This window comes from Salipiger sp. HF18 (genome assembly GCF_011806505.1).
GTDB classification, from domain to species: Bacteria; Pseudomonadota; Alphaproteobacteria; order Rhodobacterales; family Rhodobacteraceae; genus Salipiger; species Salipiger thiooxidans.
Genome location: NZ_JAATOS010000003.1, coordinates 1 through 21273 on the forward strand (window position 1 = coordinate 1; position 21273 = coordinate 21273).

The following is a 21273-nucleotide window of genomic DNA, read 5'->3' on the forward strand; positions in this document are numbered from 1 at the left end:
GCCGAGATCGGCATGGCGGGCTTTGCGGGACGCGATCCGGCGACGCTTTCGGGCGGTCAGAAGGCGCGGGTGGCGCTGATGCGCCCCCTGCTGGCCGAGCCCCGCGCGCTGCTGCTCGACGAGCCGTTCTCGAGGCTCGACGCCGGGCTGCGCGGCCAGATCCGCGCGCTGGTCTTCGAGCGTGCGCAATCGCAGGGCCTGCCGGTTCTGCTGGTGACGCATGATGCCGCCGACGCCGAGGCGGCGGGTGGGCGGGTCATCCTGCTGGGACGACGGGATGACTGACGCGACAGGCTCAGCCCTCGCGCTTCAGCCGGTCTTCGAGGTGGTTGGCATATTCCGCCATCTTCACCCGGAAGCGCTTGTCGATTGTGCCCTTGGCAAGCTTCATCGACTGCACCATGAGCCGCGCCGACAGGGTGCGCGGCAGCAGCTCGATCTTCACGCCGACCCGGGTGCGGCTGCGCGAGAGCGCCACGAAGTCGATGGTGCTTCGGGTCTCGAGCCCGCCGATCACGGTCTGGTAGACCATGCCGTTGGGCGGGTCGTACTCGACCAGCGTCACCTCGGCCTCGCGCGCCTTGCCGCGAAACCGGAACGAGGCGAGCCAGACCATGCCCGCGGCGGGGGCCGCGTGGTCGCCCGAGAGCCGGCGCACCTCTGCCCCGCGGCGCATCGCCTGCCGTTCGATCTGGTCGAAATCCGTCGCCTGGGCGAAGACCCGGTCCAGCGGCGCCTCGATGTCCTCGCGTGTGGAAAACTCCATCTGCCCGGTCCTCTGCCCCATCATTTCGATGTTGTGGTTGGCCGCCAGTCTTGCTTCAATCCAGCCGGTCCGCAAGCCAGTTGCGCAGCAGAAAATGCGCGATGGATCCGCGCCTTGCGGGCTGGATCGACGGGTTGGTTCCGGCAAAAGAGGCGACGAGTTCCTCGCGCGTGACCCAGCGGGCGGTCTCGATCTCGTTGGGGTCGATGGTGATCTCTTCGCTCTCGGCGATGCCGTGACAGCCGATCATCAGCGACGCCGGGAAGGGCCAGGGCTGGCTGGCGAGATAGGAGACCGCACCGACTTCGACGCCCGCCTCCTCCCAGACCTCGCGGCGCACCGCCGCCTCGAGCGTCTCGCCGGGTTCGACGAAGCCCGCGAGGCAGGAATACATGCCCTCTGGCCAACCGGGAGAGCGGCCCAGCAGGCAGGAATTGCCGCGGGTCACCAGCATGATGACCACCGGATCGGTGCGCGGGAAATGCGGCGTGCCGCAGGACGGGCAAACCCGCTGCCAGCCCGCCTGGGCGACCTCGCTCTTCGCGCCGCAGCGGGCGCAGAAGCCGTGCGCGCCATGCCACGTGAACAGCGCCCACGCCGTGGCGCCAAGCTCGGCATCGCGCGGGCCCAGCCGGTTCAGCAGGGCGCGCAGCTCGACGAAGCGCTGGTCGCCGGTGCAGGCCGGGTGCACCTGCTCGGAGCTGTCGAGAAAGCCCTCGGCCCCCGGTGCGCCCTCGTCCGGCTGCCATTCCGACAGGTCGCGGGCGAAGATCGCCTCGCCCTCCTCGCGCCCGAGGAAGATCGGTGCAGTCGCGGCGCCGTCGAACACCGTGTGCTCGAGCGGCAGGCGCACCAGCGTGGCGCTCTCGTCGCCGCTCACCAGCACCTTGCCGCGCCAGAGCGCGATGGTCCGGCTGCCCTCGGCCTGCACCAGTGCCGCCATCGCCGGGATGTCGCCCCGCAGCTCGGCCGCGCGGTCGAGCCCCGAGCCTCCGAACGTCACCTCTTCCGCATGTCTCATGTCCCGCCCCGCATCACGCACACCAGTCTCGGAGGCTTGCATGACACGGCTCGCGCGGGGTGGCAAACCGCTTGCCGCGAAACCTGCCTCTTGCGCGAAGCCTATCCTTCCGGTTGAGTTGAGGTCTGGCGGGCCGGCCCTCCCCGGATCCCGGCCCCAGCGGTCACCGCACCAAGGCACCTGCCCAGAGGAGAGCTGCCATGCCCCGTATCCGTCCTTCCGATCTCACCCGCCGCACCTTCCTGGCGGGCTCGGCCGCAGGCTCTGCCCTGATCGCGCTGCATCCCTATTCCGCCAATGCCGCCCAGAACCAGGCGCACCTGCGGATCATGGAGACCACCGACCTGCACGTGCACGTCTATCCCTACGATTACTACGCCGACAAACCGGTCGACACCGTGGGGCTCGGGCGCACCGCCTCGATCATCCGTGGCATCCGGGCCGAGGCCACCAACTCGATGCTGCTCGACAACGGCGACTTCCTGCAGGGCAACCCGATGGGCGACTACATCGCCTACGAGCGCGGCATGAAGGAGGGCGACATGCACCCGGTGATCGCCGCGATGAACGCCGTGGGCTACGACGCCGGCACCATCGGCAACCACGAGTTCAACTACGGGCTCGACTTCCTGATGAAATCCACCGCGGGCGCCGAGTTCCCGGTGGTGCTCGCCAATATCGCGACCGAGGCCGGGTCCTCGCCCCGCGAGGACAAGACGCTGTTCAAGCCCTACGTGATCCTCGACCGCGAGCTCACCGACGGCGCCGGGAACACCCACCCGATCCGCGTGGGGGTCATTGGCTTCACCCCGCCGCAGGTGATGTACTGGGACCGCAAGCACCTCGAGGGCAACGTCACCGCCCGCGACATCGTCGCGACCGCGCAGGCCTACGTGCCGCAGATGATCGAGGAAGGCGCCGACATCGTCATCGCGCTCAGCCATTCGGGCATCGGCGCGGCGCAGTACGAGGAAGGCATGGAGAACGCCAGCGTGCCGCTCGCCGGGGTCGAGGGCATCGACGCGGTGATGACCGGGCACAGCCACCTCGTCTTCCCCTCGGCCGATTACGCCGACCGCGAGGCCATCGACCTCGACGCCGGCACCATCCACGGCACGCCCGCGGTGATGGGCGGGTTCTGGGGCTCGCACATGGGGCTCATCGACCTGCTGCTCGAGCGCGACGGCGACGGCTGGCGCGTGGTCTCCACCAGCTCCGAGGCGCGACCGATCTCGCAGCGCAACGAGGACCGCTCGGTCACCGCGCTGGTCGAGGACGACGCCGAGGTGCTGGCGGCCGCGGCGCAGGAACACGAGGAGACGCTGGCCTACGTGCGGCGCCCGGTCGGCAAGACCTCGGCGCCGCTCTACTCCTACTTCGCGCTGGTGGCGGACGACCCGTCGGTGCAGATCGTGTCGATCGCGCAGGAATGGTACATCAAGCAGATGCTGGCGGGGACCGGGTACGAGGGGCTGCCGATCCTCTCGGCGGCGGCGCCCTTCAAGTCCGGTGGCCGGGGCGGCCCGGACTATTACACCGACGTGCCGGCCGGGGACGTGGCGATCAAGAACGTCGCCGACCTCTACCTCTACCCCAACACCGTCCGCGCGGTGAAGGTCACCGGCGCGCAGGTGAAGGACTGGCTGGAACGCTCGGCCGGCATGTTCAACCAGATCGAGCCCGGTGCGCAGGACGCGACGCTGCTGAACCCCGAGTTCCCGAGCTACAATTTCGACGTGATCGACGGGGTGACCTACCAGATCGATCTCTCCGAGCCGTCGAAATTCGCCGCCAAGGGCGAGCTCGCGAATCCCGACGCCAATCGCATCAAGGAGCTGATGTTCGACGGCGCGCCGGTCACCCCCGACATGGAATTCGTCATCGCCACCAACAACTATCGTGCCTCGGGCGGCGGCAACTTCCCCGGCGCCATGGGCGACACGGTGATCTTCGAGGCCCCGGACACCAACCGCGACGTGATCGTGCGCTACATCGTCGAGCAGGGCACCATCAATCCCAGCGCCGACGGCAACTGGAGCTTTGCGCCCATGCCCGGCACCACCGTGCTCTTCGAGACCGGACCGGGGGCCCGTGCCTATGCCGACGGGTTGCAGGGGCTTGCGATCGAGGAGGCCGGCGACACCCCCGAGGGCTTCGCGCTCTACCGCATCACGCTTTGATCACGCGACCCGGCGTCACCGACGGCGCCGGGGTTGCGAATCCGTCGCAATGCCCCTAAGTGAGGGGTCGAGAGGTTGGCGCGGGCAGGCACCTCGCCAACCCGGTCAGGTCCGGAAGGAAGCAGCCGTAACGAGCCCCGCTTGGGTCGTTGTCCAGCCTCTCACCTCAACAGGGCAAGCCCGCCTGCCGGCGGACGGCCCATGCGCCAGACTGCGGCATCAGCCATCTTCCCCAGATCGACTGCCGCCGCCCGATGGCGCCAGGCGGGATTTTTCGCCAGAAGAATCTCGCTGCCCCCAAGTCCCCGCTGCCCCCAAGTCCCCCGCTGCATCCAGGTCCCCCCGCTGCAACAGCCGTGCCGCTGCGGATGACCGCGGCATCGATCTACCTGCCTCAGCCCTCCGCGATCTCCCAGCGCTGCGTTCCCGTGCGGCGCTCAGATGGTGCGCGCCGCGCTGTCGCCCGAGATCCCCGTGGGTATCGCAGACCTCGCTCTTCACATTCGGAAACGCAGAGACACCGCCGCGTGACACGGTGCCGCCCGCGGACAGTGCGCCAGCGCCATGGCGTTGGCAATGCAGGCGCCCAGCCCCTCAAGCTTCGTGGCGCAGGAACACCGCTGAAAGATGCGGAGCCGCCATCCCAGTCCTCTGCGCGCTGGCTTCAACGCCGAGAAGCCCGGCCCCTGACTCCCCGCACCTCAGAAACGCCCCTGCGCGCGCCCTGCCGCACGCATCACGCCAGCGCGCCGACCTCTGTGTCGCAGTGACCGGCTCCGTCAGTCGCCTCGGCGCAGGAACAGCGCCGCCTGGCGCGGGGCCGACATGGCCCAGTGCATCTGTGCGGTTGTCTCGACGGCGCAGGGCCGCACCGTGCGCAGCCGCGCCAGCGCGTCGTCGTGTGCCTCACCCGCCTCGATCATCAGCCGCAGCGCCACCATGCCCGAGCGGCCGCAACCGCCCCGGCAATGCACGAGCACCCGCCCGCCCCCGCTCAGCGCACTCCGCGCCAGCGCGCTGACCTTCGGCCAGCGGGCGAGGAACGCCTCGTCGGGCGTACCGAAATCGACGATGGGCAGATGCTCCCAGCGGGCGCCGTGATCCTGCACGTGGTGCCCGATCCCCGACGCCCCGGCGGCGGCCATCTCGGCCGCCGAGGTCAGCGTCAGCACCATCGCGGGGCGCCATTCGGCCAGATGGGCCGCGTCTCCGGCGAAATCGCCTCCGGCCCCCGGCAGCGGCGAGATGGCGAGGATGCCGCCGGCCACTGGGAGCGCGTGGAGGATCATCTCAGAGCTGTTCCGCGGAGAAGGTGTTGCAGGCCCGGATGTCGCCCGAATCGTAGCCCCGTGCGAACCAGCTCGCGCGCTGTTCCGAGGTGCCGTGTGTGAACGTGTGCGGCTGCGGCACCTGCCCCGCCCGCCGCTGCAGCCGGTCGTCGCCGATCATCCGCGCCGCGTTGAGCGCCTCTTCGATGTCGCCGGGCTCGAGCAGCCCGTCCACGTGGGTCGCCCAGACCCCGGCGAGGCAATCGGCCTGCAGCTCAAGCCGCACGGTCAATGCGTTGGCCTGGGTCTGGCCGGAGCTGCGCCGGGCCTCGTCGACCTTGCCAAGGATGCCGAGCTCGTTCTGGACGTGATGGGCGACCTCGTGCGCGATGACGTAGGCCGAGGCGAAATCCCCCGAGGCGCCAAGCTGCCGCGAGAGCGTGGCGAAGAACTCGGTGTCGAGATAGGCCTTCTGGTCGATCGGGCAGTAGAACGGGCCGGTGGCGCCGCTCGCACCGCCGCAGGGCGATTGGGTCTGCCCGGAGAAGAGCACCAGCACCGGCGCCGCGTAGCTGCGGCCGACCTGCTCGGGGAAGATCTGGGTCCAGACCTCCTCGGTGGTGGCGAGCACCTGCGACGAGAACTCGGCGGCGCGCTCTTCCTCGGCGCTGATCTGGCGCGGGGCGCCGCTCTGGCCCGACAGGTCGCCGAGCAGCGGGGTGACGTCGATGCCGGCGAAATATCCGATGGCCAGCACCACCAGGAGGCCGATGCCTCCGATCGGGGCGATCCCGCCCCCTCCCGACCTGCGACGGCGATCCTCGACGTTGCTGCTGCGACGAACTCCCCTGAGACGCATCCGGCGACCCTTTCTGGTGATGGCTCGAGGGGATCATAGCCCCCCCGTGGCGTAGCGTTAATAGACAACGAACGCGCAGGGGACGGTTTGGATCCCGCCCCGCCAGCGCCGTGCCGGGCCTTCCCGCCCGCGGCGGGGCCGGATAGTGCGGCGGCGGAGGGTCGGGATATCGCACCCGAGGCGGTTTGGGCGATCTCGCCGGAGACGGGGCGAGGAATTGCGTCGGCCGCTCGCAGGCGCGTCGCGGACATGCAGACGGTGACCACGTTCGGCCAGCCTGCCACAGCGATTCTGACGGAGCGGCCCCCAGCGTGGCCCTGCCACAGCGAAACAGGACCTCCGTCACAGCACAGCGCCTCCGCTACAGCACAGCGCCTCCGTCACGCGCGGCCGCGCCTTCGTGGAACGACCGCGCGCCAAAGCCCCTCGTCGGGTCAGACGGCCTGCCCCGGATGTGCCTCGACCCAGTCCTGGAGGAAGGCCGCCACGTCATCGCGCCCGGCGCTGCGGATCGCGCTGCGCGGCAGGGCCACGCCCGCGTGCAGCGCCAGCTCGAGGCGGGCGATGTGGTCGGCCCCGTCGCGGTCCGGCGCGTTCTCCGAGCCGTGCAGGGTCGTCGACAGCAGCGTGCCGCCGCAGCGGTTGACGTGCGACAGGTCCGGGCGCTGGCCCAGCAGGTCAGACATGACCTCGGGCGCGCAATCGGCTTTTCTGCGTACGCCGGTTTACCTCGGGCGGCGGGGCGCATACCTTGGCCCGGTCCATCACCGCAACAGGCCCCAATGTCCGAGCAAAGCCCGAAGTATCAGGTCCTCGCCCGCAAGTACCGCCCCGAGACCTTTGCCGATCTCGTCGGACAGGATGCCATGGTGCGCACCCTGAAGAACGCGTTCAAGGCTGGCCGGATCGCCCAGGCCTTCATCATGACCGGCATCCGCGGCACCGGGAAGACCACCACGGCGCGGATCATCGCCAAGGGCATGAACTGCATCGGCCCCGACGGCGAGGGCGGCCCCACCACCGAGCCCTGCGGCGTCTGCGAGCATTGCAAGGCGATCATGGAAGGCCGCCACGTCGACGTGATGGAGATGGACGCGGCGTCGAACACCGGCGTCGGCGACATCCGCGAAATCATCGACAGCGTGCACTATCGGGCGGCCTCGGCACGCTACAAGATCTACATCATCGACGAGGTGCACATGCTGTCCACCTCGGCCTTCAACGCGCTGTTGAAAACGCTTGAGGAACCGCCGGCGCACGTGAAGTTCATCTTCGCCACCACCGAGATCCGCAAGGTGCCGGTGACGGTGCTGTCGCGCTGTCAGCGCTTCGACCTGCGCCGCATCGAGCCCGAGGTCATGATCGCGCTGCTGCGCAAGATCGCCGCTTCCGAAAGCGCCGAGATCACCGACGACGCGCTGGCGCTGATCACCCGCGCCGCCGAGGGCTCGGCCCGCGACGCGACCTCGCTGCTCGACCAGGCGATCTCGCATGGCGCGGGCGAGACCACGGCCGAGCAGGTGCGGGCGATGCTGGGGCTCGCCGACCGAGGCCGGGTGATGGATCTCTTCGAGAAGATCATGCGCGGCGACGCGCCCGGCGCCCTGACCGAGCTCTCCGAGCAATACGCCGACGGGGCTGACCCGCTGGCGGTGCTGCGCGATCTGGCCGAGCTCACGCACTGGGTGTCGGTGGTGAAGATCACCCCGGAGGCGGCCGAGGATCCGACGATCTCGCCAGACGAGCGCGCGCGCGGACAGGCGCTGTCGGCGAACCTCGGGATGCGGGCACTGACCCGGATGTGGCAGATGCTGCTCAAGGCGCTCGACGAGGTGGCGCAGGCGCCCAACGCGATGATGGCCGCCGAGATGGCGGTGATCCGGCTGACCCACGTGGCCGAGCTGCCCTCGCCCGAGGAGCTGATCCGCCGGCTGCAGGACACGCCCCCGCCGCCCCCGCCCGGTCCCGGTGGCGGTGGCGGTGGTTACGCGCAGGCGCCCGGCGGTGCCGCGACGCAAGCGATGGGCCATCCGCAACAGACCCACCCCGGTCCCGGGCCGTCGGGCCCCGTCGCCTCGCAGGGCAACACGGTTCTGGCGCTGGCCGCAGACGGAGCGCTGGCGCGCTTCCCGAGCTTCGAGCACGTGATCGAGCTGATCCGCGCCAACCGCGACGGGCTGCTTCTGGCGCAGGTCGAGCGGCACGTGCGGCTCGCGGCCTACCAGCCCGGCCGGATCGAGTTCACGCCGACCGACAACGCGCCCGCCGATCTCGCGCAGAAACTCGGCAGCGCGCTGCAGCGCTGGACCGGCAACCGCTGGGGGGTCTCGGTGGTGAACGGCTGCGAGACGCCGACGGTCTACGAAAAGAACCACGCCGCCGAGCTCGCGATGAAGGCCGAGGCCACGGTGCACCCGCTGGTACAGGCCGCCATCGCCGCCTTCCCCAGCGCCGAGATCGTCGAGATCCGCACCCCCGAGGCCGCGATGCAGGAAGCCACCGCCGAGGCTCTGCCCGAGGTCGAGGACGAGTGGGACCCGTTCGAGGAAGACTGATGTCTTTTGCCCGGCCGGGGGGGCGCCGGCGACAGGCCGGCGTGTGCTGGCACCTCTGGGGCGCGGGTGGCTGCGCAACCCTGTGGCAGACGGGTATCTGCGGGCCCATGGACGTGCGGGTTTCCGAGGGCCCTGCCGCCGGTTGGATCGCTGGCTACCGCCGACGCATGGAGTTCAGGCGCGCCTCTCTCCTTTGGAGGACGGACCACGCCTTCGTCGTGTCGACTCGGGCCAGGCCGCCGTCGCGTGGGTGTCGAACCACGCCTCTGTCGAGCGGACGCCGGAGCCACGCACCGGGCCGAAGGCCGGGCCACGCACGCGGCGCATGTCGTCCTGACAATTGAAAACCACGCTCAGTCGGTCGCGGGTCTCCGGGCGTAGACCTCGGCGGCGCGGCGCAGGCCGTCCTCGATGCCGATCTCGGGGCTCCAGCCCAGAAGCGCGCGGGCGCGGGAAATGTCGAGCACGCTCGATTTCAGTTCGTTCTCCAGCGGCTCGCGCCGCAGGTCGAGGCTCTGCCCTGTCACCTCCTGCACCAGCGCCACCAGCCGTGCCAGCGAGGTGCCCTGACCGGTGCCGAGGTTCAGCGTGGTGACCCGCTCGGGCAGGTCCACGGTCACCACCCGCTCCACCGCGCGGGTGAAATCCGCCACGTGCAGGTAGTCCCGCAGGCTCTCGCCCGTGCCGAACAGCCGAAACGGCGCGCCGCTGCGCAGCGCCTCGAGCAGGATCGTCACCACGCCGAAGCCCGGGCCCGCGAGCGGCGAGCCGTAGGCATTCGCGAGGCGCAGCACCGTGAGCCTGAAGCCGTGCCGCTCGGCCAGCATCCGCAGCGCCTGCTCGGTGGCGGTCTTCTGCAGCGTGTAGAAGGATTTCGGCACCAGCGGCGCGGTCTCCGGGATCGGCAGGTCGTCGGTGTCGCCGTAGACCCCGGCGGAGGAGACATAGACGAGATGCCCCGCCCAGCCGCGCGCCACCAGCGCCTCGGCAAAGGCGGCCTGCGGTTCGATCTCGCGGCGGCTGAGGTCCTCGAAACGGGCGAAGGGCACGCGCGGGCTGGCGAGGCCGGCGCAATGCACGATGGTGGCCGAGCGCTCCTCTCCGGGCAGCCAGTCCGGCGTCAGCACAGCGGGCGTGACGATCTGCGCCAGCGTCTCGGCGCGGAGCGGCAGCGGCTTGCGGGCGACGCCGGTGACCCTGCCCGGCAGCGCCGCCGAAAGGTGGTCGAGCAGCTCGAAGCCCAGCACGCCCGAGCTGCCGGTGACGTAGATTGCGCTCATGCCGCGGCCGCCGCGAAACGGGCGGGCGCGAGCGCGGCGCAGGTGGCAGCGTCGAGCGCGGGCGTTTCGCCAAGACAGAGCGCCCGGGCGAGCCCCGCCAGCGCCGGCGCGGTCTGGATGCCGTGGCCGCCCTGCCCCGCCAGCCAGAGGAACCCCTCGGCGCCCGTGTCGAAGCCGCAGACCGGGGTCTTGTCGGGCGCGAAGCTGCGCAGACCGGCCCAGCTCGAGACCATGCGCGTCACCGGGATGGTGACCGCGGTCTCGAAGCGGTGCAGCCCCTCGGCCAGCACCATGTCGTCGGGCCATGCATCCTGCGGCGGCACCGGGTCGGCGTCGGCGGGGCTGACCATGAGCTGGCCGCCCATGGGCTTGGCGTACCAGGTCTCGGCGATGGAGCCGAAGAGCGGCCAGCCGGCGCAGGGCTGGCCGTCGGGCGCGGGAATCACCGCCGCCGAGCGCCGGTGCGGGGTGATCGCGATATCCTGCGCACCCGCCATGCGCGCCACCTCCGAGGCCCATGCCCCGGCGGCATTGACGACGATGGGCGCGGTGTGGATCTCGCCCCCCGCCGTCACCTGCCAGAGCCCGCCGCCGCGGCTCAGCCCGGTCACCGCCGCGTTGGTCCGCAGCGTGCCGCCGTTGGCCTTCAACCGCCGCAGGTAGCCCTGCAGCATCATGTCGACGTCGATGTCCCGGGCGTCGGGCTCGTAGACCCCGCCCGCCACGAGGTCCGGCTTCAGGATCGGCACCATCGCCTCGGCCTCGGCGCCGGTCAACCGTTCGAGCCCGGCGCTGCCGGCGAGGTAGTCCTCGAGCACCGGCATCTCGGCCTCGGTGGCGACCATCAGCTCGCCGCGCGGGGTCAGCAGCGGCGCGTCGATGTCGAGGTCCGGCGCCTCGAAGAAGCCCACGGCCTCGTCGCTGAGCGCCCGCAGCGCGGCGTTGCCGTAGTTTCGGATGAAGATCGCGGCAGAGCGCGCGGTGGAGTGGCGCCCCGGCCCCGGCTCGGTCTCCAGCAGCAGCACGTCGGCCTCCGCGGACAGGGCCGCCGCCGCGCTCATGCCGGCCATGCCGCCGCCGATCACGATGATGTCAGCCATGCGCCCTCCGTTCGCCTCCGAGGGGCCAGGAAAGCCCCTGTCCCGGACCGGGATAGACAGTGCTGCACCTGCACGCAAGCGATGCTCCGCCGATGCCCGGATCCGGGGGCGCGTCCTTGCGGCAACGCAAGCCCAACAATGCGCCGGATCTGCGATTGGTTACTGGCCAGCGCCCGGTCGCTACCCTAGTGTCTAAACGCACCCGCCCCGGAGCCGCCGCTCCGCGAGGCAAGAAAAAGGACCACGCCCGTGACCCTTAGGCGCACCTCTGTCGCTCTTGGCATCGCTCTGTCCCTCTCCGCCATCCCGGCCGCGGCCATCGAGACGGTGAACTTCTCGACCCCCGGCATGGACGAGGATCTCAGGGCCCAGATCAAGAGCAACTCCGCGCTTGCGGCGGCCGAGGACGAGGGCCGCGTGTCCGGTCAGGACGTGCTCGCGGCGGCGCTGTCGGATTACGGCGTGCTGCTCGAGACACTCTATGCCAACGGCTATTACGGCGGCACCATCAGCATCACCCTAGACGGGCGCGAGGCGGCGGACATCCCGCTGCTGCAGACCCCCGACGCGGTCAACCGGGTGGTGGTCGACGTCCGGAGCGGGCCCAAGTACAAGTTCCGCACCACGCGGCTCGAGCCGCTGGCCCCCGAGACCGAGCTGCCCGAGGGCTTCGCCCCCGGCAACACCGCGCGCGCCAGCATCGTGGGCGAAGCCGCTGACGCCGGCATCGACGGCTGGCGACAGCTGGGCCGCGCCAAGGCCGAGCTGACCTACCAGCAGGTGACGGCGAACCACCCCGACCGCCGGCTCGACGTCGACATGCGCATCACCCCCGGGCCGGAGCTGCGCTTCGGCAAGCTGCGCACGCTCAACGACAGCGCCGTGCGCAGCGCCGCGCAGCGCCGCATCGCGGGCCTGCCGACCGGCGAGCGCTTCGACCCCGACGAGCTTGACGAGGTGGCCCGCCGCCTGACCGACACCGGCGCCTTCTCGAGCGTGACGCTGCGCGAGGAAGAGGTGCCCAATGCCGACGGAACGCTCGACATCGAGCTGCGCGTCGCCGATGCCAAGCCCCGCCGCTTCGGCTTCGGCGCCGAGATCAGCTCGCAGGACGGGCTTACGCTCACCACCTACTGGCTGCACCGCAACCTGCTCGGCGGCGCCGAGCACTTCCGCGTCGATGCCGAGGTCTCGGACATCTCGAGCGAGACCAGCGAGATGGACGCCAGCCTCACCGCCCGGCTCGAGGTCCCCGCCGCCATCGCCGAGCTGGGGCCCAACACCGACGCCTTCTTCCAGGCCGCGCTCTCGAGCGCCAACGAGCCGACCTACAACTCGGACAGCATCGGACTGACCGCGGGTTTCACCCGGCGCTTCACCGATAAACTGACCGGCGAGATCGGCGTGGGGCTGCTCTACTCGCAGACCGAGGACGACCTAGGCGACCGCGAGTTCCTGCTCTTCACGCTGCCGACCTCGCTTACCTGGGACAAGCGCGACGACGACCTGAACGCCAAGTCGGGCTTCTACACGAACACCGAGTTCACGCCCTTCATCGACCTCGACGGCAACAGCAGCGGCGCCCGCCTCTACACCGACCTGCGCGGCTACTACGGCTTCGGCGAGTCCAAGAACACGGTTCTGGCCGGCCGGCTGCAGCTTGGGTCGGTGATCGGCCCCGAGCTCGAAGACACCCAGCCCGAGTTCCTGTTCTACTCCGGCGGCGCGGGCTCGGTCCGCGGCCAGCCCTACCAGTCGCTGACCGTCGATCTCGGCGACGGTGACGAGACCGGCGGGCGCAGCTTCCTTGGGCTGTCCGGCGAGATCCGGCAGGATTTCGGCGCCAACTGGGGCGTCGTGGCCTTTGCCGACGCCGGCTTCATCAGCGCCGACAGCGCCCCGGGCGGCGACGGCGAATGGCATTCCGGCGCCGGTCTCGGCGTCCGTTACAACACCCCCATCGGCCCGCTCCGGGTGGATGTCGCGGCGCCCACCAGCGGCGACACCGGCGAAGGGGTCCAGCTTTACATCGGCATAGGTCAGGCGTTTTGAAACGGCTTCTCCTCCTCCTCCTCCCGCTCCTCTTCTGCCTGAGCCAGCCCGCCCAAGCGCAGGATGACGACGAGGGCACGCGCCTCGAACGGCTGATCGAGGACGCGCTCTCGTCCGAGGGCACGCAGGTCACCGTGCGCGGCTTCCGCGGTGCGCTCAGCTCGCAGGCGACGATGGAGCGCATGACCATCGCCGACGAAGACGGCATCTGGCTCACCCTCGAGAACGCCGAGCTCGACTGGAGCCGCCTGGCGCTGCTGCGCGGGCGGCTGCAGGTGGACACGCTCTCGGCCGAGCGGCTCGAGGTGGCGCGCACGCCGACGTCGAACACCGAGGCCCCTGCCCCAGAGGCCAGCGGCCAGCCGTTCTCGCTGCCCGACCTGCCGGTCTCGGTGAACGTGGGCGAGTTCCGCGTCGACCGGGTCGAGCTCGGCGCGCCGCTGATCGGCGAGCCGGTGGTGCTGACGGTCTCGGGCGCGGCGCAGCTCGCCGACGGCGATGGCAACGTCGAACTCGACGTGCAGCGCGTCGACGGTCCCCGCGATGCGCTCACCTTCGCCGGCAGCTATGCCAACGAGAGCCGCCAGCTGTCGCTCGACCTCGTGCTCGACGAGGCCTCGGGCGGCCTGCTGACCACCAAGGCCAACCTCCCCGGCGCCCCGGACCTGCGGCTGACGCTGCAGGGCAAGGGCCCGATCGACGACTTCACCGCCGCGCTGGCGCTCGCCACCGAGGGCGAGGACCGGTTTTCCGGCGACATCACGCTGCAGGGCTCGGTGGGCGCGGATCACCGCTTTGCCGCCGACCTGTCGGGCGACCTGCGCCCGCTGTTGCCGGACGAGCAGCGCGCCTTCCTCGGCGACAACCAACTGCTGCGCACCAGCGGCGTGGTCGAGGCCTCGGGCGCCATCGAGCTCGACACGCTGGAACTGCGCACCGCCGCTGTCGACCTGACCGGCGCCGCGCGCATCGGCGCCGACGGCTGGCCCGAGCGGCTGGCGCTCGACGGGCGCATCGCCTCGGAAGACGGCAGCCCGGTCACGCTGGCCTTTACCAGCGACGTCACCCGGATCGACGAGGCGGTGCTGACGCTGTCCTACGACCGCGCGCAGGGCGACGGCTTTACCCTCGAGGTGCTGGCGCAGGGCATCGACCGCCCCGAGCTGGCGCTGCGCGAGGCGAAGATCAACGGCGAGGGCACCATCTCGCGCAACGCCGACAGCGCAACGCCCGGCGAGATTGCAGGCCAGCTTCAGCTGGCGGTGGACGGGCTGGCGCTTGCCGACGAGAACCTGCAAAGCGCCGCGGGCGACGCGCTCGAGGGCGCTCTGGCCTTCGACTGGCAGCAGGGCAACGGCTTTGACCTGACCGACATCGACATCGCCGGCGCGGGCATCTCGATCACCGGCGACGTGGCCTTCTCGGGCCTCGCCGAGGGCGAGGACCCGGCCATCGAGCCGAACCTCGCGATCCGCACCGACGACATCGCGCGCTTCTCGGGACTGGCCGGGCGCGCCCTTGGCGGCGGCGCCGCCTTCGATCTCGAGGCCCGCGCCGAGCCGGTCTCGGGCCGCTTCGACGTCAACCTCTCGGGCACCGCCACCGACCTCTCGGCGGACATCCCGCAGATCGACGGGCTGCTCGCGGGCGAACTCAGGCTGGCGCTTGCCGCCGAGCGCAACGAACAGGGCACCTTCCTGCGCAACCTCGACCTCGACGGCGATGGCATCGTGATGACCGCCAGCGGCGAGCTGCGCACCGGCGCCAGCACCGGCAGCTTCGACCTCTCGCTGCCCGACCTCTCGCGGGTGCAGGACGGCATGTCCGGCCCGCTGACCGTGAACGGCGACCTGCAGGAAAGCGCCTCGGCCTACACGCTCGACTTCACCGCCGCCGCGCCGGGCCGCACCGCGCTCGACGGCGTGCTGACCGCCACCAAGGACGAGGCCGGGGCGGTCGAGAGCCTGTCGTTCAACGGCACCGCCGCCTCGGACGAACTCGCGGCCTTCGCCGCCCTCGCCGGGCGCCCCCTGCGCGGCTCGGTGAGCTTCGAGGGCCAGGGCTCCTACGCGCTCGACGACGGCACCGCCAGCGCCATCGGAGCGCTGGTGACGCAGGATGTCGGCATCGGCATCCCGCAGGCCGACGGGCTGCTCGAGGGCCGGGTGACGATGAACGTCAACGGCTCGCGCAGCAGCGAGGGCATCTTCCTGCGCACGCTCGAGATCGACGGCCCGGCCATCACCCTCGACGCGCAGGGCCAGATGGTGCCAAACGCCAGCACCGCGACCTTCGACCTCGTGCTCTCGGACCTTGCGAAGGTGCAGGACGGCATGTCCGGAGCCGCCGCGCTCAAGGGCGACCTGCAGGAAAACGGCGAGGCCTACGTGGTGAACTTCAGCGCCACCGGCCCCGGCGAGACCGCGGCGCAGGGCGTCGTCACCGCCGGCAAGACCGACGCGGGCGAGATCGCCACCGTGGCCTTCGACGGCACCGCCTCGGCGCGCCGGCTCTCGGCATTCGCGCCGCTCACCGGGCAGGCGCTGCGCGGCTCGCTCGATTTCGACGGCGAGGGCTCGTATTCGCTCAGCGATGGTTCGGCCCGCGCCGACGGCACGCTGACCACGCAGGATCTGGGGCTCGGCATTCCCACCGCCGACCAGCTGATCGGCGGCACCGGCCGCGCCGTGGTCTCGGCCTCGCGCGATGCCGACGGCACCATCACCGTGCAGCAATTCGACCTCAGCACCGCCGAGATCACCGCCTCGGCCAGCGGTAGCCTCGGCCAGTCCGGCGACAGCGCACTGACCTTCGACGTGGCGCTGCGCGACCTCGGGCTGCTGGTCGAACAGCTTCCCGGCCGCGCCACCGCCAGCGGCACCGTTTCGGCCACCGGCACCGGCCCCTATCAGGTCAACACCACCCTCTCCGCCCCCGGCGGCACGCAGGCGCAGGTGAGCGGCAGCATCGCCCGCAGCTTTGACAGTGCCAACATCGCGGTGAACGGCAACGCGCCGCTGTCGCTGGCCAACCGCATTGCCGAGCCCAACCTGCTGAACGGCACCGCCCGCATCGACCTGCGCCTCGACGGGCCGCTGGCGGTGTCGTCGCTGTCGGGCTCGGTGCGCGTGAACGGCGCCGACATCGTGCTGCCCGGCCCCGCGCTCACGCTCACCGGCGTTGACATCGACACCCAGCTCGGCGGCGGGCAGGCGCAGCTCACGGTCGAGGGCGCGCTCTCGAGCGGCGGCAGCCTGCGCAGCCAGGGCACCATCGGTCTCACCAGCCCCTACAACGCCGATCTCCGGGTGCGGCTGCGCGACCTGCTTCTGCAGGACCGGCGGCTCTACCAGGCCACCGCCAGCGGCAACGTGACGGTACAGGGCCCGCTGCTCACCGGCCCAGCCATCGGCGGGTGGGTCGAGATCGAGCAGGCCGAGATCCGCATCCCCGAAACCGGGCTCGGACCGGGCAGCCGCAGCTTCACGCTCACCCACGTGCGCGAGCCGGCGCCGGTCCGCCAGACCCGTCTCCGCGCCGGTCTCGTGGAGACGGAACAGCAGGGCCGCGGGTCGTCCTACACGCTGCCGCTCGACCTCGAGATCCGCGCCCCGCAGCAGATCTTCGTGCGCGGCCGTGGCCTCGACGCCGAGCTCGGCGGCTCGCTGACGCTTACCGGCACCTCGGCCGACATCGTGCCCTCGGGCCAGTTCGAGCTGATCCGCGGCCGGCTCGACATCCTCGGCCAACGGCTGGTGCTGGAAAAGGCCGTCCTGCAGCTGACCGGCGACTTCATCCCGACCATCGACGTGCTCGCCACCACAGAGGTCGAAAGCGCCACGGTCTCGGTCGCGCTTAAGGGCGAGGCCACCTCGCCCGAGGTGACCTTCTCATCCAACCCGGCCCGCCCCGAGGAAGAGGTGCTCGCGCTGCTGCTCTTTGGCCGCGATCTGGGCGAGCTCTCGGCGCTGCAGGCGCTGCAGATCGCCTCGGCGGTGAACTCTCTCGCCGGGCGCGGCGGCGAGGGCATCATCGGCAACCTGCGGCAGGGCTTCGGGCTCGACGATTTCGACGTCACCACCGACTCCGAGGGCAACGCGGGCCTGCGGCTGGGCAAGTACATCACCGAAAAAATCTACACGGATGTCGAGGTGAGCAGCGGCGAAAGCTCGATCAACCTCAACTACCAGATCAACCGCAACATCAAGGCGCAGACCAGCGCCACGTCGGACGGCGACACCACGCTCGGGATCTTCTTCGAGAAGGACTACTGAGCCCCCCGTCTCGACCGGCACTTCCTGAAGACCACCGGACCACGCAGAAGGGGCGCCCGCCATGCCGCGAGCGCCCCTTTTCCTTTGAGGGTCTGCCGGACGCAGCCATGGCGCCTGGCCCGCTGCGGTCTCACGAGGCGTGGGGCATTGCCCCCCAACCGCCCCGCATGCCGACAGCCCCAGAGAGCGACGAAGGGCACCCGCTTCACAGCGCACGCCCTTGCGGTCATGGAACCGCTGACCTCTGGCGGCGGTCACCCTGCCCCTCCGCCCCGGCTCGGCCCGGGCGGAGGCAGGCCTCAGCTCAGGCCAAGCCCGAAGTCGAGCCCGACGATCAGCGGGTCGTGGTCCGAGCTGCCGAAGACGCCCGCGTCGTAGAAGGCGCTGTCGACGAAGCTCTCGTCGTAGCTCAGAAGGTCCGGCTCGTCGGCGTTGATGTGCCACTCGGTGACCCCGGTGACGAAACCCGCCAGCATGTCGTCAGCGAAGCCCTGATCCAGCGTGCCCTGCTGGCCGTCGAAGACGTAGGAATAGGCCTCCTCCTGCGCGATGTAGGCGTCGATGAGGTCGGTGAAGCCCGCGTCGTCGTCGAGATACTGGACCGGGTCCTCCTCCGCGTAGGAGTTCATGTCGCCCAGCATCACCACGTTGCTGACGCCGCCGCCGTTGTACCCGGTGCCGATCCACTCGGCGAGCTCGACCGCGGCGTCGGTGCGCACACCGTTCCAGAAGCCCTGCCCGTCGCCCTGGTCGAAGTTGGCATCGGCATAGAGCGCGTCGAGATCGGCCTGCGTGATCGCCGTGCCGCCGCCTGCGAGATAGTCCTCGGCGGCCGAGGCCAGCGCCGCCAGCCCGCTGTCGCCCTTGGACTTGAAGTGCGAGGAGACCACGGTGAAGGTCTCGCCGCTGGAATTGTCCTGGAAGGTCGCGGCGACCGAGGGGCGATTGGACTGGTCATAGGCCTCGAAGTCATAGCCGATGGCGTCGGCGATGGCGGTCGCCAGTGCGTTGGTCACCGCCGCCGAGCCTTCCTCGTAGGCGATGAAGTCGCTGTAGAGCAGCGTCACCGCGTCCGCGTCGTAGATGATGCCGGTGGTGATGGCGTCGGTGCCGATGAACCCGCCGCTGCCGGTCGGATCGACGTAGCCGAAGTTGGCCCCCGGATCGTTGGCGTTGATCAGATCCGTCAGCGTGTCGATGGCCGAGCCCTCGCCCGAACCGTTGTTCTCGATCTCCTGCAGCGCGAGCACCTCGGCGCCGCTGCCAAGGATACCGCCGACCAGCTTGTCCGCCTGCCGCTCGAACTCGGCGGCGGTGTCGGCGCCGCGCGGGTCAAGATCGCCGTCGGGGCCCGTGAGCGCGCCGTCGTCGAGCGTCGTGAAGAAGTTCAGCACGTTGTAGGACGCCACCTGCAGCGTGCCGCCAACGTCATCGGGCGTGTCCTGACGGGCGCCCGAGTTGGTGCTTTCGTCGATGGTCACCGTCCCGGAGGCGTTCACCGTCCACTCGTCGAAGCTGTAGGTCAGCACGCCCTCGACGGTGCTGGTGATCTCGGCGCCGAGACGGATGGTGCTCAGCGAGAAGTCGTCGCCCGCGTCGAGATAGCCGTTGCCGTTGTCGCCGGCGCCACCGGGCAGGAACTCGAATCTGTCGGGGTTCTGCGCCGAGCTGCCGTCGTCGATCAGCAACGAGGCGTTGGCGTTGGCCTCGGCCAGCGCCGCCACCTCCACCGCCTCGGTCTGGGCGTCGAAAAGCTGCGTGGGCTGGGTCTGGATGCCCGCCGAGACCCGGATCTGGCCGTAGCGGTCGAGGTTGTAGTTCTCGGTGATGGTCAGCGCCTCGCTGGTGCCGGTGGTGACCGAGACGCTCATGCCCTCCATGGCCTCGTAATCCGGGGCCGCGTCGGGCGTCAGCAGGATGCTGGCCGCGGTGGGCGCGGTCATGCCACTGCCGAGCACCGTCACCTCGCTGACCGAGGTGAGCTCGGTGAGGCCCTGGTATTCCGCCACGGTGCCGGTTGCCTGCACCAGATCGCCCACGGCGGCGGTCGGCGCGCTGCCGGTGTAGATGAAGAGCCCTTCCGAGGTTGCCGCATTGCCGTCGGCATCCGCGTCCTCTTCCTGCAGGAAGAAGCCGGTGGAGGTGACGTAGGTAACCACCGCCTCGACCGTGACCTCGTCGCCTTCCATGGTGCTGGCGTCGCCGCTGCCCTGCACGGCGCTGATCAGGGTGACCTCGGCCGAGGTGGTGTCGTCGCCGGTCTCGACCGGTTCGAAGATGCCCACGTTGTCGATGAAGAGGCTCTCGGACGAGGCGTTGCTGTCGAGCTCCACCACCAGCCGGGCGCTGTCGATGTCGGCGCCGAGGCTGGTCTCGAGCGTCATCCACGCCCCCTCGATGCCAAGGTCGTCGATGTCCTGCCCGGTGCTGTCGAGCAGCGCGACTATGCCCTGATCGGTCTCCACGTAGATGTTGACGAGGTCGTCCGCCTCCCAGCCGGTCTCCTGCAGGAAGACGTCGAGCGCGACGGTGACCTCGCCGGTGTTGGACAGGTTCACGGTCTGGAAGGTCAGGCGCAGCAGCCCGTCGGCGTCCTGAAGCTCGTAGCCCTGCGTGCCGTCGGTGTAGGCGCCCACGGTGCCGGTGAAATCCTGCACGCCGATGTAATCCCCGTCCGAGATGCCGGTGTCGCCGCGGGTGTTCACCCACGACAGGTCATAGCCCAGCCCCGCGAGGCTGGTGCTATCCACCGTCGCCTGCCCGGCGTTGTTGACCAGATCGACCTCTTCGCCGAGGGCGGTGATCGCCCCGTCGGCCTCGGCGCTGACGTATTGCGCGCCCACCGCCTCGGTCTCGAAGCTCTCGGAGATGCGCAGCAGCCCTTCGTCCACATCCGCGACGGTGACGCCGAGATCGGCGCTGTCCGAGCCGCCGTTGCCGTCGCTGACGGTCACGGTGATCTCGTAGCTGTTGTCGCCGTCGGCATCGCGCGGCAGCTCGAAGTCGGGGGCCCCGGCAAAGGCCAGCGCGCCGGTGGCCGCGTCGATGGTGAACTGCGCGGCATCGGCCCCGGACAGCGCGTAGCTCAGCGTCTCGCCGTCGATGTCGCTGGCCGAGATCCCGGCGTCGATGGCGAGCGTGCCCCCGTCGACGCTCACGGTCTCCGGCACCACCAGCACCGGGGCGTCGTTCTCGCCGGTCACGGTGACGGTCACGGTGGCAACGTCGGTGCCGCCCTTGCCGTCGTCGATCACGTAGGTGAAGCTATCCTGCGCGGTCTCGCCCGCGGCGAGGTCGTCGAAGGCGCTACCCGGGTCGTAGGTCACTGTAATGCCGTCGAAGCCGACAGTGGCGCCGCCGGTCGAGAGCCCAGCCACCGAGACGATCGTGAGGGTGTCGCCGTCGAACTCGCGGTCATTGGCCAGAAGGTCCGCGGCAGAGATCTGCAGCAGCGCGTTCTCGGTGGTTTCGGCGCTGTCGTCGCCCGCCAGCGCGGCGTTGTTGGTGCCGTCGAGGTGCAGCGTGTAGCCGTCGGCCGCGAAGTAAAGCGCCTCGACCCCGAACAGCGTGTCGGTGCCGGTCTCGGGCGCGCCCCCGAGGGCGGTCACGGTGACCGGGCCGAGGCCGAAGAACCCCTGCCCGATGTCGTAGTCGTCGACCCCGCCGGCATATTCGGCCACGTCCTTGCCCGCCCCGCCGATCAGCATGTCCCAGCCGTCGCCGCCGTTCAGCGTGTCGTTACCGGCAAGCCCGAGCAGCAGGTCGCTGCCATCGGTGCCGACGAGCGAGTCAGCCCGGCGCGTACCGAGCCACGCGGAACCGGCGGCTCCGTAGAAGATGCTGAATGCCATGATATTCCCCCGAACCCGGAAAACTGAATCGCCGAAAGCTGTGTCTCCGTTAACTGTAACCATGGAA

13 protein-coding genes and 1 other RNA gene are annotated in these 21273 nt (G+C 70.3%); 6 read left to right on the forward strand and 8 right to left on the reverse strand.

Going from position 1 to position 21273, the window contains the following annotated elements; translation table 11 throughout:
* Window positions 1–285, forward strand: a 285-nt coding sequence (locus HC022_RS00985) for an ATP-binding cassette domain-containing protein (protein WP_167451001.1), incomplete at its 5' end; no start/stop codon positions are given.
* Between the two features lie 10 nt (window positions 286–295).
* On the opposite strand, the gene HC022_RS00990 is transcribed toward HC022_RS00985, so the two are convergent.
* Window positions 296–766 carry an SRPBCC family protein gene (locus tag HC022_RS00990; protein WP_167451002.1) on the reverse strand — a complete coding sequence of 157 codons (471 nt, stop codon included), beginning with the start codon at window positions 764–766 and terminating at the stop codon, window positions 296–298.
* 55 nt (window positions 767–821) lie between these two features.
* Entirely contained in the window at window positions 822–1787 is a 966-nt protein-coding gene (gene nudC / locus HC022_RS00995; RefSeq protein ID WP_167451003.1) for an NAD(+) diphosphatase, read from the reverse strand.
* A 200-nt stretch (window positions 1788–1987) separates the two neighbouring features.
* Between nudC and HC022_RS01000 the strand changes: the two genes are divergently transcribed.
* Window positions 1988–3967 carry a bifunctional 2',3'-cyclic-nucleotide 2'-phosphodiesterase/3'-nucleotidase gene (locus HC022_RS01000; RefSeq protein ID WP_167451004.1) on the forward strand — a complete coding sequence of 660 codons (1980 nt, stop codon included), beginning with the start codon at window positions 1988–1990 and terminating at the stop codon, window positions 3965–3967.
* A 68-nt stretch (window positions 3968–4035) separates the two neighbouring features.
* Window positions 4036–4134, forward strand: an RNA gene (ffs, locus tag HC022_RS01005) — signal recognition particle sRNA small type.
* 612 nt (window positions 4135–4746) lie between these two features.
* Here the strand turns inward: ffs and HC022_RS01010 are convergent.
* The 3 genes from HC022_RS01010 to HC022_RS01020 all read right to left on the reverse strand — a co-directional run bounded on the left by HC022_RS01010 (window position 4747) and on the right by HC022_RS01020 (window position 6780).
* Window positions 4747–5256, reverse strand: a complete 510-nt coding sequence (locus HC022_RS01010) for a dual specificity protein phosphatase family protein (RefSeq protein ID WP_167451005.1) — start codon at window positions 5254–5256, stop codon at window positions 4747–4749.
* A 1-nt stretch (window position 5257) separates the two neighbouring features.
* Window positions 5258–6094: a neutral zinc metallopeptidase gene (locus tag HC022_RS01015; RefSeq protein ID WP_089954101.1), complete on the reverse strand. Its 837-nt coding sequence runs from the start codon at window positions 6092–6094 to the stop codon at window positions 5258–5260.
* 434 nt (window positions 6095–6528) lie between these two features.
* Complete coding sequence (locus HC022_RS01020; protein ID WP_167451006.1) at window positions 6529–6780, reverse strand: hypothetical protein; 252 nt, start codon at window positions 6778–6780, stop codon at window positions 6529–6531.
* 96 nt (window positions 6781–6876) lie between these two features.
* Between HC022_RS01020 and HC022_RS01025 the strand changes: the two genes are divergently transcribed.
* Window positions 6877–8649: a DNA polymerase III subunit gamma/tau gene (locus HC022_RS01025; RefSeq protein ID WP_167451007.1), complete on the forward strand. Its 1773-nt coding sequence runs from the start codon at window positions 6877–6879 to the stop codon at window positions 8647–8649.
* Window positions 8650–9002: 353 nt separating this feature from the next.
* On the opposite strand, the gene HC022_RS01030 is transcribed toward HC022_RS01025, so the two are convergent.
* Together HC022_RS01030 and HC022_RS01035 are read right to left on the reverse strand one after the other, a co-directional pair.
* The gene (locus HC022_RS01030) at window positions 9003–9929 is read right to left on the reverse strand and encodes an NAD(P)-dependent oxidoreductase (RefSeq protein WP_167451008.1); all 927 of its coding nucleotides are present in this window, start codon (window positions 9927–9929) and stop codon (window positions 9003–9005) included.
* A complete protein-coding gene (locus HC022_RS01035) occupies window positions 9926–11029 on the reverse strand; it encodes an FAD-binding oxidoreductase (RefSeq protein WP_167451009.1) in 1104 nt (367 codons plus the stop codon). Before HC022_RS01035 ends, HC022_RS01030 begins: the two co-directional genes overlap by 4 nt.
* A 249-nt stretch (window positions 11030–11278) precedes the next feature.
* Between HC022_RS01035 and HC022_RS01040 the strand changes: the two genes are divergently transcribed.
* Window positions 11279–13081: a BamA/TamA family outer membrane protein gene (locus HC022_RS01040; protein WP_167451010.1), complete on the forward strand. Its 1803-nt coding sequence runs from the start codon at window positions 11279–11281 to the stop codon at window positions 13079–13081.
* The gene (locus HC022_RS01045; RefSeq protein ID WP_167451011.1) at window positions 13078–17355 is read left to right on the forward strand and encodes a translocation/assembly module TamB domain-containing protein; all 4278 of its coding nucleotides are present in this window, start codon (window positions 13078–13080) and stop codon (window positions 17353–17355) included. The genes HC022_RS01040 and HC022_RS01045 overlap by 4 nt, the downstream gene beginning before the upstream one ends.
* Before the next feature lie 299 nt (window positions 17356–17654).
* Here the strand turns inward: HC022_RS01045 and HC022_RS01050 are convergent, their stop codons facing one another.
* On the reverse strand, window positions 17655–21206 hold the full coding sequence (locus HC022_RS01050; protein ID WP_167451012.1) for an ExeM/NucH family extracellular endonuclease: 3552 nt from the start codon (window positions 21204–21206) through the stop codon (window positions 17655–17657).
* Window positions 21207–21273: the final 67 nt, after the last annotated feature.

Excerpts from the sequence above, each read along its gene's own strand:
- HC022_RS01010 (WP_167451005.1), bottom strand. The coding sequence starts at position 5,256 with ATGATCCTCCACGCGCTCCCAGTGGCCGGCGGCATCCTCGCCATCTCG.
- nudC (WP_167451003.1), bottom strand. The coding sequence starts at position 1,787 with ATGAGACATGCGGAAGAGGTGACGTTCGGAGGCTCGGGGCTCGACCGC.
- HC022_RS01030 (WP_167451008.1), bottom strand. The coding sequence starts at position 9,929 with ATGAGCGCAATCTACGTCACCGGCAGCTCGGGCGTGCTGGGCTTCGAG.
- HC022_RS00990 (WP_167451002.1), bottom strand. The coding sequence starts at position 766 with ATGGAGTTTTCCACACGCGAGGACATCGAGGCGCCGCTGGACCGGGTC.
- HC022_RS01020 (WP_167451006.1), bottom strand. The coding sequence starts at position 6,780 with ATGTCTGACCTGCTGGGCCAGCGCCCGGACCTGTCGCACGTCAACCGC.
- HC022_RS01015 (WP_089954101.1), bottom strand. The coding sequence starts at position 6,094 with ATGCGTCTCAGGGGAGTTCGTCGCAGCAGCAACGTCGAGGATCGCCGT.
- HC022_RS01050 (WP_167451012.1), bottom strand. The coding sequence starts at position 21,206 with ATGGCATTCAGCATCTTCTACGGAGCCGCCGGTTCCGCGTGGCTCGGT.
- HC022_RS01000 (WP_167451004.1), top strand. The coding sequence starts at position 1,988 with ATGCCCCGTATCCGTCCTTCCGATCTCACCCGCCGCACCTTCCTGGCG.
- HC022_RS01035 (WP_167451009.1), bottom strand. The coding sequence starts at position 11,029 with ATGGCTGACATCATCGTGATCGGCGGCGGCATGGCCGGCATGAGCGCG.
- HC022_RS01025 (WP_167451007.1), top strand. The coding sequence starts at position 6,877 with ATGTCCGAGCAAAGCCCGAAGTATCAGGTCCTCGCCCGCAAGTACCGC.